This is a genomic window from Nonomuraea sp. NPDC004186 (assembly GCF_053603495.1).
Window position 1 is genome coordinate 23787 of sequence record NZ_JBSGFQ010000002.1, and the last position, 13707, is coordinate 37493.

Consider the following 13707-nt stretch of genomic DNA (forward strand, 5'->3'; position numbering starts at 1 on the left):
CCGGGGTGCGCCACAGCGGCACCCACCAACCGCCGACCCGGCGCCCGGCGTGGTCGGCGGGCCGTGGGTGGAAGGGTCAGCGGCGGGGGAGTTCGCTGCCGCGGACGTGGGTGCAGAGCCAGTCGACCAGGGGCCCGTACGCGCGCCACGTACGTGACACGCGCTCGCGCACCTCCGTCGTGTGCACCCACGGCTCCGGCTCCCAGCGCACCCCCGCGTAGAGCGACTTGTGCCGCAGCAGCTCGATCCGCGGATGGTCCTCCGAGAAGCCCCGCGGCTTGGTCTTGAGGCGCTCCCCGCCCAGCTCGTAACCGGCGGACACCAGCTCCCCCGTCATCGACTCCAGGGGCTTGCCGGTCAGGTCCTCGTCCACCGCGGCCCGGTAGCGGGCCACCTGGTCGGGCGCCTGGGTGTAGAAGCCCCCGGCCGTGTAGATCCCGGCCGCGCTCAGCTCAACGTAGAGCCCGATCCCCGGCTGGAGGTCCACGAACGCGCCCTGATGGGTCTTGTACGGCGATTTGTCCTTGGAGAAGCGCACATCACGATAGGGCCGGAAGAGCTGCGCCGCCCCGAACTCGGCGGCCAGCTCGTCCGTGAGCGCGAGCATCGGCTCCCGCACCGCCTCCTCGTAGAGGTGCTTGTGCCGCGTGAAGTAGGTCTTCGAGTTGTCCGCCTCGAGCCCCTCGTAGAACAGGAAAGCCTCATCAGGGAAGCCGCTGAAACCCATGCTCCCAAGGGTGCCACGCCGCACCGACACCTCGGGTCACCGCTCGGTGTACGTCCGGCCCGGCGACGGCGTCTTGCCGTAGAGCTCCGAAACCGTGACGAACGTGAAGCCCTTCCGGTCAAGGATGTCGAGAATGGCGGGCACGGCCTCCACCGTCGTCCGGTGGATGTCGTGCATGAGGACGATCGATCCGGACTTGGCCTCGCCGGCCCGCCGGGCCACGGCCGCGGGGACCCGGTGCAGCCAGTCGAGGGTGTCGACGCTCCAGAGGATCTCCGCCAGCCCCTCGTGGCGTGCCTCCGCGGCGACGGCGGCGTTGGTCGACCCGTACGGCGGCCGCATGATGTGCATCCGCACCCCGGTCAGCTTGAACACGAGGTCGTTGGTGTGCTGGAGCTGCCGCCGCACGTCGTCGTGCGACAGCCCGGCGAGGGCGGGGTGGCTCCAGGAATGGTTGCCGAGCTCGTGGCCGTCCTCGACGATGCGCCGGACGAGCCGGCCGCCCTTGTCGGCCGCCACCATCTGCCCGATGACGAAGAACGTGGCCTTGACGTCACGCTTGCGCAGCATGTCGAGCAGCCGCCCGGTGTACTCGCCGGGCCCGTCGTCGAAGGTCAGGGCCACGCACTTGAGCCTCGCGCAGTCGAACTTGCGGCTGCGCGGCCAGCCGGACCCGTACTGCATCGACACCAGCCGCTTGGCGAGCACCGCCGGATCGACGACGGCCGCTTTGTACGGCACGATCGGCGCCTCGGTCTGATGGCGGCTCGCCACCGAGCAGGTGACGCAGACTGCCAGAGCGAGCAGGGCCAGCGGCAAAGCCCATACGCGCATGGTTCCCCCCGAAGCGCCGCGCGCGGGGGCCTATGGATAGTCCTGGACCGGTTTCCCCCGCAATTCCCTGGCCAGGTCGTCCCACCAGAGTGGGATATCGGCCTGCAGTTCCTTGTAGCGGCGCGCCACGCGCATGGCACATCCGACCGGATCCGTACCCAGATGCCGACGTTTCACCGGTCCTTCCTGCCAACGGTAAAAACCATCTCTATACCGAACGACCAGGCCTATCCATACCGAGATAGTCGCTCCGTCCCCTATCTCGTACGCGCTGGTGACGCCCAGAGCGCGAAGCTCCGACTGGAGCTTCTCCGTCGCCGCGAGGGCCTCACTCACACGCCACCCCCTGCCCACATTCCGCCACACCAGGGATGTACCCAACAACGGACATCAGCCGTCCAAAGCATGAGTAATCGTCAACGACCGCTGGGTGAAGCCGGTGGTCTGCTCCGAGGGTCCCGTCCGGCTGTAGGGAGGCCGGTCATCGGCCGCTGGGGGGCCAGAGCGACACAGTCACCGGGCGCGCGTCACAGGGCACCGCCATCGCACGCCTCCTGTCACGTCAGCCTCACCGACCGCAAATATTACTGGCTGTTACCAAGGTTTTCCATGCCGTCCCGGAAGGAGAAGCAGCGGTTATTGGTCCTGGGTGTCGCGCGGCTCCGCGACGACCATCACGAACCTGAGGTCCTCGGTGCCCCGGTTGGCGTAGCGATGGGGCCGGTCGGCCGTGAACAGCACCGCGTCGTCCTTGCCGATCACGTGGCTCTTGCCGTACACGGTGAGTGTCAGCTCCCCGTCCAGGACGGTCAGCATCTCGCGGGTGCCCGGCGGGTGGGCGTCGCCGTCGTGGTGCTCGCCGGGCGGCATCCGCCAGTCCCACAGCTCCAGGATCATCGGCACGTCGGCGCCGACCAGCAGCCGCGCCCGCACGTCCCCCTGGTCGAACGTGACCACGTCGGCCTTGCTCACGATCCGCACCGTCGGCACGTCGGCGACCTCGACGAGCCGGGCCACGGTGACGCCCAGGGCGGAGGCGATCCGGGTGAGGGTGGAGACGCTCGGGTTCGTCCTGCCCTGCTCCACCTGGACCAGCATGCCCCTGCTCACCCCCGACCGGGCGGCGAGGGCGTCGAGCGTCAGCCCCCGGTGTGCCCGCTGGGCCCGGACGTTGCTGGCGATGGCCTGGTTGATCAGGTCTGGATCTTCCACGCAGTGCAGTCTAGTGAATCCGATTTGCAGTGGAATGTACTCTGTGTGTTGTACTGACAGTGCAACCTGTTGAACCAAAGGGGGGAATACCGGTGACGGTGATCCTGGCGACCGCCTGCGCGGTGGTGTACGGCACGGCCGACTTCTTCGGCGGCCTGGCCACCCGCCGATCCCAAGTGCTGTCGGTCGTCGTGCTGTCGCAGATCGCGGGCCTGGTGCTGATCCTCGCCCTGCTGCCGGTGCTGCCCGGCACGGCCGGCGCCGCCGCCCTGTCGTGGGGCCTGGCGGCGGGCCTGGCGGGCGCGGCCGGGCTGGTGCTGTTCTACCGGGCGCTGGCCACGGGCGTCATGTCGGTGGTCGCCCCGACGACCGCCGTCACCTCGGCGGCGCTGCCCGTGGTGTTCGGGCTGGCGACGGGCGAGCGGCCGGCGTTCTGGGCGCTGGTGGGCATCGCGCTGGCGCTCTGCTCGGTGCTGCTGGTCAGCCAGGACAGGTCCACGGACCGGCAGGGCTCCCTGGCCTCGGTGCTGACCGCGCTGGCGGCCGGGGCCGGGTTCGGCGGGTTCTTCATCCTGCTGGCCATGGCGCCGGACGATGCCGGGCTGTGGCCGCTGGTCGGCGCCAGGGTGTCGTCGATCACGACGGTGGCGCTGCTGGCCCTGGTCACGCGGCGCGCGCTCAGGCCCGGCCCGGGCTCCCTGCACATCATCGTGGCGGCGGGCGTGCTCGACATGGCGGCCAATGTCCTGTACCTGCTGGCCCAGCAGGACGGCCTGCTCAGCCTGGTCGCCGTGCTGGTGTCGCTGTATCCCGCGAGCACCCTGCTGCTGGCCAGACAGGTGCTGGGAGAGCGGCTGCGGGCCATCCAGGTGGCCGGTGTGGCCTGCGCGCTCGGGGCGGTGGCGCTGATAGCCGTTGCGCAGCACCTCTAGCGCTTGCTACGTTTCGCCCGTGCGCCCTGACCGGGCACCTTCGGACGGCGAGTCGCTACGGCACATCGCGGTGCCGCACGACTCGGACGAGACCTTCGTGAGGCTCGCCACCCCGCGCGTGCGTTCCGCCCTCGACGAGGGCAGGCACGTGCTGGTGATCACGTGCGCGGACAAGCTCGCCCTGCTGCACGACGCCCTCGGCCGCGACGCCGGGCGCATCGACAGCAGGGTCTCGACCGGCTGGTACGGCCACCCGTACCGCACCCTGGCCGCCTATCACGAGTACACCCGCGACCGCCGCACCCTCGTCATCGGCGAGCCCGACTGGGAGGGCAGGAGCCAGCGCGACATCAGGGAGCTGATCCGCTACGAGTCGGTGGTCAACGCCGCGCTCCGCCCGGCGGCGGCGATCATGATGTGCCTGTACGACGTGCGCCGTGCCCCCAGGACCGCGCTCGACTTCGGCCCGGTCAGCCACCCGTTCCTGCTGGGGGCGGACGGCGAGGCGGCCAGCACCCGCTTCGTCGAGCCCCACGAGCTGGTCCTGAACGGCGACCGCGCGCCCCTGCCCGCGCCGGCCGACGGCGCCGAGACCATCCCCTTCACGGCCCGGGAGCTGAAGCGGCTGCGCCAGAGCGTGGGCGACTACGCCAGAGCGGCCGGCATGGACCGCAACCTGATCACCTCGCTCGTGATCAGCGTGTCCGAGATCGCCGCGAACAGCATCGAGCACGGCGCCGGGCACGGCATGATCACGATGTGGGTGAGCGACGGGGAGCTGGTCTGCGAGGTCGCCGACCCGGGCGGCGCCCTGGACGACCCGTTACCCGGCTACATACCACCTGAGCCCGAATCCCCTCGGGGATACGGGCTCTGGATCAGCCGGCAGCTCTGCGATCTCGTACAGCTGCGCAATGAAGGCGGCGTGTTACGCGTCCGCCTTCATCTCATGATGGGGTCGTAGGGGTCTTCACGCGGCGCGCTGGGCGGGGAGCCGTACGGCGCCTTCCTCGCGGGCGTACTCCTCGAGCATGCCGCGCAGCTGGCGGCGGCCCCGGTGGAGGCGGGACATGACCGTGCCGATGGGCGTGCCCATGCGGTCGGCGATCTCCTTGTACGCGAACCCCTCCACGTCGGCCAGGTAGACGGCCACGCGGAAGTCCTCGGGCAGCGAACGCAGGGCGTTCATCACGACGTTGTCGGGCAGCCGGTCGAGCGCCTCGGTCTCGGCCGAGCGCAGGCCCGTCGAGCTGTGCGACTCGGCGGCGTGCAGCTGCCAGTCCTCGATGTCCTCGGCGGCCGACAACTTGGGCGAACGCTGCTTCTTGCGGTAGTCGTTGATGAAGTTGTTGGTGAGGATCCGGTGCAGCCACGCCTTGAGGTTGGTGCCCTCCCGGAACTGGTGGTACGAGGTGTACGCCTTGGCCACCGTCTCCTGCACCAGGTCCTCCGCGTCAGCGGCGTTACGGGTGAGGCGCATGGCGGAGGCGAACAGCTGCGACGTCACGGGCACGACATCGCGCTCGAACCAGTCCTGACGCTGCTCATCGGTCATAGTGATCAATTCATTCCCCCTTGCGCTATCCCCCGTTTCGGCACAAGCCGCCTGCGGGCGGTTTCCATCATGGCAAGTCCCAGGTAAGGGACGCGTTAGAGGTTCCGCCTTGGTCAGAGGGGGTTTCCGTCCATCTGCTCGCGGCGTGTGTCGTCACGTCCACGGCCGGACAAGTCTCAGTATCATAACACTACCCACCCAATTTCGCAGTAATAGTGGCAAGAGTCACATGGGATAGCGTATGGGCATGAGTTTTGTGGACCGTCACGACCTTGCTTCGCGCCACTGGGTGACAGACGCCATACGCAAGGTCGAGGCCGATGCCAACCGTAGCTGCGACACACATCTGCACGTCTTTCCGCTTCCCTCGCACTGGGGTGTAAACCTCTACTTGAAAGACGAGTCGGTACACCCTACGGGTTCACTCAAACATCGACTTGCTCGGTCCCTGTTCCTCTACGGCCTGGCGAACGGCTGGATCGGGCCCGCCACGACGATCGTGGAGGCGTCGAGCGGATCCACGGCCGTCAGCGAGGCGTACTTCGCCCGGCTGCTGGGCCTGCCGTTCATCGCGGTCATGCCCGCGTCCACGTCGCCGGAGAAGTGTCACCTCATCGAGTTCTACGGCGGGAAGTGTCACCTCGTGACGGACCCCGGCGCGATCTATGACGAATCTCACCGTCTGGCCGCCGAGACCGGCGGCCATTTCATGGACCAGTTCACCTACGCGGAGCGGGCGACCGACTGGCGCGGGAACAACAACATCGCCGAGTCCATCTATTCCCAGATGTCCATGGAGCCCCACCCGGAGCCCTCGTGGATCGTGGTGGGTGCCGGCACCGGCGGCACGTCGTCGACCATCGGCCGCTACATCCGCTACCGCCGCCACCCCACCCGCCTGGCCGTCGTCGACCCGGAGGGCTCGGCCTTCTACCCGAGCTGGGTCTCCGGCGACACCTCGGTCACCGCGCGGGGCTCCCGCGTCGAGGGCATCGGCCGCCCGCGCGTGGAGCCCTCGTTCCAGCCGTCCGTCATCGACCGCATGATCGCCGTCCCCGACGCCCGCTCGATCGCCGCCATGCACTGGACGCGCGAGGTCACGGGCCTGGACGTCGGCGGCTCCACGGGCACGAACATGGCGGCCTGCGTGGACCTCATCCAGGAGATGCGCTCGGCGGGCGAGCAGGGCAGCATCGTCACCCTGGTCTGCGACAGCGGCGACCGCTACCGGGGCACGTACGGCAACCCGGGGTGGCTCGCCGACCAGGGCCTGGACGTCGAACCCCACCTGGACGAGCTCCGCGCGTTCCTGCCGGACTGAGCGGGCTCAGGCCCTGGCGGGGTCCACCTCGAAGAGCTTGGCCACGTCGTCCAGGATCGCGTGCGCCCCCTGGATGCCCACCGCGGTCATCCAGGTCAGGTCAGCGACATCGTGCTTCTCGCCCTTGAGCTTGCCCCAGAGCGGGTTGTTCACGAACTTCTCTTTAGGCCCCTCCGCCGACGGATCCTGATATGTCGAGACGAAGATGTGGTCGGCGTCCAGGTCCGCGATCCGCTCCTGGCTGATGTCCACCGCGATGGCGTCCTGCTCGGTCGGCTGCCCCTCGGGCCGCGGGAACCCGACATCCTTCAACACCAGCCCGGAATAGGACTTCTCAACATAGAGCCTGACTGTCGGCTCGCCGGCGAACCGCACGACCGAGATCGTCGGCAGCTCGCCGTCCTTCGCCTTGATGGCCGCGCCGATCTTGGCCGCTCGTCCCTCATACTCCTTGATCCTGGTGTCGGCGAGCTGCTCCTTGCCCAGGGCCTGTCCCATGAGCCGGATGTTCTCCTTCCAGATGGCCCCGGTGGTCTCGCTGAAGACGGTCGGCGCGATCTTGGACAGCTTGTCGTACAGGGCCTCGTGCCGGACCTTCGCCGAGACGATCAGGTCGGGCTTCAGCGCCATGATCTTCTCGAGGCTCGGCTGCTCCAGCGAGCCGACCGGGGTGGCCTCCTTGCCGTACTGCTCGGCGACGGCCCCCAGGTAGGCGGGCAGCTTGTCGTCGAGCGACCGGTACGTGGTGTAGCCCACCACCGGCGTCTCCAGCGTGAGCACCGCGTCGACGAAGCTCTGGTCGAGCGCCACCACCCGCTTCGGCTGGGCCGGGATCACGGTCTCGCCCATCGCGTGTTTGACGGTCCTGAACGGGGCACCGGAGGCGGGAGCCGCCGCGCTCCCCCCGGAAGCGCCGGAGGAACCACAGGCCGCGAGCCCCGCCACAAGGAGAGCCCCGACCAGCATGCGCAACGGTCTCATAAGATCCCTTTCCCGAATCCCAAAGTAAGGCAACCCTAAATTAGGTTAGCCCTGCCTAAGCTGGCATACTTCACCGTGATCGGGCAAATGTTGAGGAGGACGTGGGTGAGTGCGACCGCTGTGGCCCCGCGCCTCCATGGCATCCGGCACAGGCGGCTCACCGTTCTCCTCGCGCTGCTGGCCGCCGTGCTGGTCGCGATCGTGCTGAGCATCACGGTCGGCTCCAAGTCCGTGCCGCTCGCCGACGCCTGGCACGCCCTCACGGCCCCCACCGGGACCGAGAACGACATCGTCATCCGCTCGCTGCGCCTCCCCAGGACCGCCTTGGGCGTTCTCGCCGGGATCGCGCTCGGCGTGGCGGGGGCGCTCATGCAGGGCCACACCCGCAACCCGCTCGGCGACCCGGGGCTGCTCGGCGTCACGCAGGGGGCGGCGTTCGCGATGGTGTCCTCGATCATCCTGCTCGGCGCCTCCAGCCTGCTCACCTACATCTGGTTCGGCCTGGCGGGCGCCCTGGTCGCCAGCGTCGGGGTGTTCGCGCTGGGCATGGTGGGCGGCAGGGGCGGCCCGACCCCGGTCACGCTGGCGCTGGCGGGCACCGCCGTGAGCGCCTTGCTGTACGCGCTGACCTCGGCCATCGTGCTGCTCGACGAGCAGGCGATGGACGTCTTCCGCTTCTGGCAGGCCGGCTCGATCGCGGCCAGGGGCTCGGACGTGGTCTGGCAGGTGCTGCCGTTCATCCTCGTGGGCCTGGTGCTCGCGATGGTCAACGCGCCGGGCCTGAACGCCCTCTCCCTCGGCGAGGACGTGGCCAGGAGCCTCGGCCAGAACATCTCCACGACCCGCACCGTCGGCGTCGCCGCGGTCACCCTGCTGTCGGGCGCGGCCGTCGCGGCCTGCGGCTCGCTGGCGTTCGTGGGCCTGATCGTGCCCCACCTCGCCCGCCCGCTGTCGGGCACCGACCACCGGTGGCTGCTGCCGTTCTCGGGGCTGATCGGCGCGGCGCTGCTGCTGCTCGCCGACGTGATCGGCCGCGTGGTGGCCCCGCCGGGAGAGCTGGAGGTGGGCGTGGTGCTCGCGCTGATCGGCGCGCCGTTCTTCGTCGCGCTCGTCAGGCGCAGGAAGCCAGTGCGACTGTGATGACCGCTCTTTCCCTCCGCGTCGGCGCCGTGTCCTGGCGGGTACGGCTGCGCGGCGTCGCCGTCTCCGTGATCGGCCTGGTCCTGATCGTCCTGCTCATGGCCATGAACATGCGTATCGGCGAGATCCGGATGACGCTGCCGGAGGTGATCTCCGGCACGTTCGACGTCAACAGCGCCGCCCACTTCGTCATCATGGAGCTGCGCCTGCCGCGCGCCCTCACCGGCGCCCTCGTCGGCGCGGCGCTCGCGCTGTCCGGCGCGATCATCCAGTCCATCGCGCGCAACCCGCTCGCCAGCCCCGAGATCCTCGGCGTCACCACCGGCGCCTCGGTCACGGTGGTGGCCGGCGTCGTGGCCAGCGGCAGCGCGTACGGCGGCGCCAGCGGCCTGCTGGCCACCGCCGGCATCCCCGCGCTGGCCCTGCTCGGCGGCCTGATCGGCGCGGCCGTCGTGTACGGGCTGGCGTGGCGGCGCGGCCTGGACGGCTACCGGCTGGTCCTGGTCGGCATCGGCGTGGCCGCCGTGTTCACGAACATCAAGTTCTGGCTCCTGACCGTCGGCGACGTCAACGACACCGGCCGCGCCATGGTCTGGATCAGCGGCTCGCTCAACGGCCGCGGCTGGGAGCACGTGCTGCCCACCGCACTGGCCCTGGCCGTGCTGGTGCCGCTGACCCTGCTCGGCACCCGCTCCCTCGACGCCCTGCGCTTCGGCGACGACACGGTGACCGCGCTCGGCGTCCGCACCAACCTGTCCCGCGCCCTGATGATCCTGGCGGCCGTGCTCTTGGCCGCCGTGGCCACCGCCTCCGCCGGCCCGATCGCGTTCGTGGCCCTGGCCTCGCCGCAGATCGCGCTCAGGCTCACCCGCTCCGCCCAGCCGCCGCTGCTGTGCTCGGCGGTCGTGGGCGCCGTGCTCACCACCGCCGCCGACCTGATCGCCAGGACCGCGTTCTCCCCGCTGGAGCTGCCGGTCGGCATCGTCACGGCCGTGCTGGGCGCCCCTTACCTGATCCACCTGATCTGGAGGTCACGCAAATGAGGCTGCAGGCCGCCGGCGTCAAGCTCGGATACGGCGAACGCCTGGTCGTCGACGGGCTCGACCTCGGCATCGAGGCGGGCACGGTGACCACGATCATCGGTCCGAACGGCTGCGGCAAGTCGACGCTGCTGCGCGCGCTCGGCCGCCTGCTCAAGCCGCAGGGCGGCGAGGTGCTGCTGGACGGCAAGCGCATCGACAAGATCCCCACCCGCGAGGTGGCCAAGATCCTCGGCGTGCTCCCCCAGGCGCCGAGCGCCCCCGAAGGGCTGACCGTGGCCGACCTGGTGGCCAGGGGCAGGCATCCGCACCAGACGTGGTACCGGCAGTGGTCCTCGGACGACGAGGGCGCCGTCGCCGCCGCCCTGGACATGACGGGCCTGGCCGACCTGGCGGAACGGCCGCTGGACGAGCTGTCGGGCGGCCAGCGGCAGCGGGCGTGGATCTCCATGGCCCTGGCCCAGGGCACGGACCTGCTGCTGCTCGACGAGCCGACCACGTTCCTTGACCTGGCGCACCAGGTGGAGGTGCTGGAGCTCGTACGGCACCTGCACCAGGAGGCGGGCCGCACGGTCGTCATGGTCCTGCACGACCTCAACCTGGCCGCCCGCTACGCCGACCGGCTGGTGGCCATGCGCGCCGGGCGGGTGGTCGCCGCGGGCACCCCGCACGAGGTGCTGACCGAGGACCTGCTGGGTGAGGTGTTCGAGCTGGACGCCAAGGTCATCGAGGATCCGGTGGCGGGGACGCCGCTCGTGGTTCCGATCCGGCCGCGTTCGCATCCCGCGGAGCCGCGAGCCTGATCCGCCACGGCGGCGATCACGCCTCGGCCAGCGCCCGCCTGACCTCCTCGTCGTCAGGGGCCAGCTCCGCGGCTCTGAGCAGGTCGTCCCTGGCCTTGTCCGCCAGCCCCGCGGCCCGGTAGAGCACGGACCTGTTGAACAGCAGCTCGGCCGTCTCCGCCAGCTTCAGCGCGTGGGTCAGGTCGGCCAGCGCCGCGTCGTGGTCGCCGCTCTCGAAGGCCAGCTCGGCCCGGCCCGCCCAGGCCGCCACCAGCTCGGGGTCGGCCTCCAGCGCCCCGTCGAACGCGGTCCGCGCCTCCGGGCGCCTGCCCTCGGCCAGCTCCACCTGTCCGAGCACGCACAGCAGGTGGGGGTCGCGGGGCGTCAGCCCCAGCCCGCGCACCACGTCCTCCCTGGCTCTGGCGTAGTCCCCCATCACCACATCGATACCGCTGCGGTTCACGTACGCGGGCGCGAACTCGGGGTCCAGCTCCAGCGTGTGGTCCAGGTCGGCGCGGGCCCCGTCGAGGTCGCCCGCAGCGAACCGGACCTCGGCCCGGTTGTAGTACGCCTCGGGGAAGGGCGGGCTGAGCCGCATGACCGCCTCGTAGTCGGCCAGCGCCTCCTCCGTCCGGCCGAGCCGGTGCAGCAGGTTGCCGCGTTCGAGGTAGTAGTCGGGGTAGCCGGGATCGGCCTCGACGGCCCGCGTGTAGCCGGCCAGCGCCTCCTCCGTCCGGCCCGCCATGGCCAGGAGCTGCGCCCGGTTGGCGTGCAGCACGAGCCGGTGGATCGGGTGCTCGCCGGCCAGGTCCGTCTCGGCCAGGTCGATGGCCCGCTGCACCAGCTCCATCGCCGCCTCGTGACGGCCCCTGCGCACCTCGACCAGGGCCTTGCCGTTGAGGTCGAACCCGAGGTGGAAGGCCCGCTCGCGGCGATCCGGCAGCAGCGACGTGATCGTGATCGCCTCGTTGATCCAGGCCAGGGCCTGCTCGGGGGCGCGCCGGGCGGGGTCGTGGTGGCGTACGAGGATCATGGCGGTGGCGTACGCGACGGTGGCGCGGTGCTTGGGGTCGGTGCTCACGCGCCTGGCCCGGTCGTAGAGCTCGCGGGCCTCGTCCTCGCGCTCGATGGCCTCCAGGGCGCCGGCGACGCGCTGCAGGAGGTGCTGCCAGCCCTCCGGGTCGTCCTCGTACGCCATCCCGCGCAGCACGGCCAGGCCCGACTCGGCCATGGCGTGATGGAAGCCCTCGTCGCGGTAACGGTCGAAGTCCGCGCACAGCGGCCCGGTGCTCGGGGCCGGCGGGCCCTCGTCGATGCGCAGCAGCCCCGGGTCGAGCCTGCGCCGCAGCACGGTCACCAGCTCGGTGTCGGTGTGGTCGGCCGCGCCCAGGTTCGTCACGGTGAGCGCGAGCGGGCCCGCGTCGCGCAGGTGGTCGCGGACGAACTCGGCCAGCCCGTTCGCGATCCTGAGGCTGCGCCGGGCGCCGGGCACGAGGATGCGCTGCCCCGTGGGCAGGCGGCCGGCCAGCGAGCTCCTGCGCTCGGGTACGGACTCGCGCAGCTGCGGCGCGGCGGTGCGGATCTCGATGTCGTGCGCGGCGACCAGCTCCGGTCGGCGCTCCAGCGCCCGGGGGACGAGATGGCCGAGGAGCCCGGCCGCGAAAGTGTAGGGGCCGCCGATCCGGCGGTCGGCGTCAAGGGAGATCGTGTCCACGAACGGCCTTTCCGTGCTGGCCGGCGCCCCACGAGACGCCGGCCGAGCGGCTCAGGCGCTGTGCCTCGGCGCGGCCGCGGCGGTCGGCTTCACGGTTCCTGGCCGATGAACGACGATCTTCTTCATGGCGCCCCTTTGCGCGGAACGAGCGATCATTGATGACCGCTACATGTCAGCACAAGGAAAAGCCCTCGAACAATTGCTTATCTGGTAAGGGCTATTCCCTCGACAATTACCGCGCGCCCGAATCGTGTTCGCGTCACTCTCCCAGGATCGCGTCCACGAACACCTCGGGGTCGAACGGCGCCAGATCGTCGGGCCCCTCGCCGAGCCCCGCGAGCTTGACCGGCACCCCCAGCTCCCGCTGCACGGAGATCACGATGCCGCCCTTGGCGGTGCCGTCGAGCTTGGTCAGCGCGATGCCGGTGATGTTGACCACCTCGGCGAACACCTGGGCCTGGCGCATGCCGTTCTGGCCCGTGGTGGCGTCGAGGACGAGCAGCACCTCGTCGACCGTGGCCTTCTTCTCGATGACCCGCTTGACCTTGCCCAGCTCGTCCATGAGGCCGGTCTTGGTGTGAAGGCGGCCCGCGGTGTCGACGATGACCACGTCGACCTTCTCCTCGATCCCCTTGGCGACGGCGTCGAACGCCACGGAGGCCGGGTCGCCGCCCTCGGGACCGCGTACGACGTCGGCCCCCACCCGCTCGCCCCACGTCTGGAGCTGGTCGGCGGCGGCCGCGCGGAACGTGTCGGCCGCACCGAGCACGACCTTCTTGCCGTCGCCGACGAGCGAGCGGGCGAGCTTGCCGGTGGTGGTGGTCTTGCCGGTGCCGTTGACGCCCACGATGAGGGCCACCGCGGGCCGCTCGCCGTGCTTCTGGACGTGCAGCGTGCGGTCGAGGTCGGGGTTGACCTGGGCCAGCAGCTCCTCGCGCAGCAGGCCGCGCAGCTCCTCGGGGGTGCGGCTGCCCAGCACCTTGACCTTGGTGCGCAGGTCGTCGACGATCACCCGGGTCGGCGCGACGCCGACGTCGGCGGTGATCAGCTTCTCCTCGACCTCGTCCCACACGTCGTCGTCGAGGCGGTCGCGGGAGAGCAGCTCCAGCAGGCCGCGCCCGAGGGCGCTCTGCGAGCGTGCCAGCCGCGAGCGCAGCCGCACCATCCGGCCCGCGGACGGCGGCGGCACCTCGATCTCGGGCGTGACGACGGCCGGCTCGGCGGGCTTGACCGGTGGCGGCAGCGTGGTGGTCGCGCCTTCGCCCTCCTCGCCCGCCACTCCCGCGGGCTTCTCCTCCTGCTCGGGGAGCACGGGAGTCTCTGGCGGTTTGACCGGCGGGGCCGCCTTGCGACCCGGCTTGAAGTACAGCAGAAGGCCGCCGGCCGCCAGCAGGGCGACGACGGCCACGATCACTATGACGCCGAGGTAACCATCCACAAGATGTCAGTTTTCCAGATCGATCGGCATG

Annotated in this window: 13 protein-coding genes; 6 read left to right on the plus strand and 7 right to left on the minus strand. The window is 70.4% G+C overall.

What is annotated here, in order from left to right:
* Positions 1-76 precede the first annotated feature (76 nt).
* The 3 genes from ACWEPL_RS01700 to ACWEPL_RS01710 all read right to left on the minus strand — a co-directional run bounded on the left by ACWEPL_RS01700 (position 77) and on the right by ACWEPL_RS01710 (position 2773).
* The gene (locus ACWEPL_RS01700; RefSeq protein ID WP_350729765.1) at positions 77-727 is read right to left on the minus strand and encodes a DUF2461 domain-containing protein; all 651 of its coding nucleotides are present in this window, start codon (positions 725-727) and stop codon (positions 77-79) included.
* Between the two features lie 36 nt (positions 728-763).
* Entirely contained in the window at positions 764-1561 is a 798-nt protein-coding gene (locus ACWEPL_RS01705) for a polysaccharide deacetylase family protein (RefSeq protein ID WP_363975959.1), read from the minus strand.
* Between the two features lie 636 nt (positions 1562-2197).
* A complete protein-coding gene (locus ACWEPL_RS01710) occupies positions 2198-2773 on the minus strand; it encodes a helix-turn-helix domain-containing protein (RefSeq protein ID WP_350729761.1) in 576 nt (191 codons plus the stop codon).
* A gap of 92 nt (positions 2774-2865) precedes the next feature.
* Between ACWEPL_RS01710 and ACWEPL_RS01715 the strand changes: the two genes are divergently transcribed.
* Together ACWEPL_RS01715 and ACWEPL_RS01720 are read left to right on the plus strand one after the other, a co-directional pair.
* Positions 2866-3705 (plus strand): DMT family transporter, encoded by an 840-nt coding sequence (locus tag ACWEPL_RS01715; RefSeq protein WP_350729759.1) that lies wholly within the window; start codon positions 2866-2868, stop codon positions 3703-3705.
* A gap of 19 nt (positions 3706-3724) precedes the next feature.
* A complete protein-coding gene (locus ACWEPL_RS01720; protein ID WP_452434696.1) occupies positions 3725-4669 on the plus strand; it encodes an anti-sigma factor RsbA family regulatory protein in 945 nt (314 codons plus the stop codon).
* 6 nt (positions 4670-4675) lie between these two features.
* Here ACWEPL_RS01720 and ACWEPL_RS01725 read toward each other — a convergent pair whose 3' ends face one another.
* The gene (locus tag ACWEPL_RS01725; RefSeq protein ID WP_350729756.1) at positions 4676-5260 is read right to left on the minus strand and encodes a sigma-70 family RNA polymerase sigma factor; all 585 of its coding nucleotides are present in this window, start codon (positions 5258-5260) and stop codon (positions 4676-4678) included.
* Between the two features lie 247 nt (positions 5261-5507).
* Here ACWEPL_RS01725 and ACWEPL_RS01730 point away from each other — a divergent pair, with 247 nt between their 5' ends.
* Positions 5508-6581: a PLP-dependent cysteine synthase family protein gene (locus tag ACWEPL_RS01730; RefSeq protein WP_449908427.1), complete on the plus strand. Its 1074-nt coding sequence runs from the start codon at positions 5508-5510 to the stop codon at positions 6579-6581.
* Between the two features lie 6 nt (positions 6582-6587).
* On the opposite strand, the gene ACWEPL_RS01735 is transcribed toward ACWEPL_RS01730, so the two are convergent.
* Positions 6588-7430: an ABC transporter substrate-binding protein gene (locus ACWEPL_RS01735; protein WP_452434699.1), complete on the minus strand. Its 843-nt coding sequence runs from the start codon at positions 7428-7430 to the stop codon at positions 6588-6590.
* A gap of 237 nt (positions 7431-7667) precedes the next feature.
* On the opposite strand from ACWEPL_RS01735, the gene ACWEPL_RS01740 reads away from it, so the two are divergent.
* Genes ACWEPL_RS01740 through ACWEPL_RS01750 form a run of 3 tightly spaced genes read left to right on the plus strand, consistent with a single transcriptional unit; the run spans position 7668 to position 10545 of the window.
* Positions 7668-8702 carry a FecCD family ABC transporter permease gene (locus ACWEPL_RS01740; RefSeq protein WP_452434701.1) on the plus strand — a complete coding sequence of 345 codons (1035 nt, stop codon included), beginning with the start codon at positions 7668-7670 and terminating at the stop codon, positions 8700-8702.
* Positions 8702-9745, plus strand: coding sequence for a FecCD family ABC transporter permease (locus ACWEPL_RS01745; protein ID WP_363975975.1), 1044 nt, complete (start codon positions 8702-8704; stop codon positions 9743-9745). The genes ACWEPL_RS01740 and ACWEPL_RS01745 overlap by 1 nt, the downstream gene beginning before the upstream one ends.
* Complete coding sequence (locus ACWEPL_RS01750) at positions 9742-10545, plus strand: ABC transporter ATP-binding protein (RefSeq protein ID WP_355208939.1); 804 nt, start codon at positions 9742-9744, stop codon at positions 10543-10545. The genes ACWEPL_RS01745 and ACWEPL_RS01750 overlap by 4 nt, the downstream gene beginning before the upstream one ends.
* Before the next feature lie 16 nt (positions 10546-10561).
* On the opposite strand, the gene ACWEPL_RS01755 is transcribed toward ACWEPL_RS01750, so the two are convergent.
* Positions 10562-12238, minus strand: a complete 1677-nt coding sequence (locus ACWEPL_RS01755) for a tetratricopeptide repeat protein (RefSeq protein WP_452434704.1) — start codon at positions 12236-12238, stop codon at positions 10562-10564.
* A 259-nt stretch (positions 12239-12497) separates the two neighbouring features.
* Positions 12498-13676, minus strand: coding sequence for a signal recognition particle-docking protein FtsY (ftsY, locus tag ACWEPL_RS01760; RefSeq protein ID WP_355208933.1), 1179 nt, complete (start codon positions 13674-13676; stop codon positions 12498-12500).
* Positions 13677-13707 lie beyond the last annotated feature (31 nt).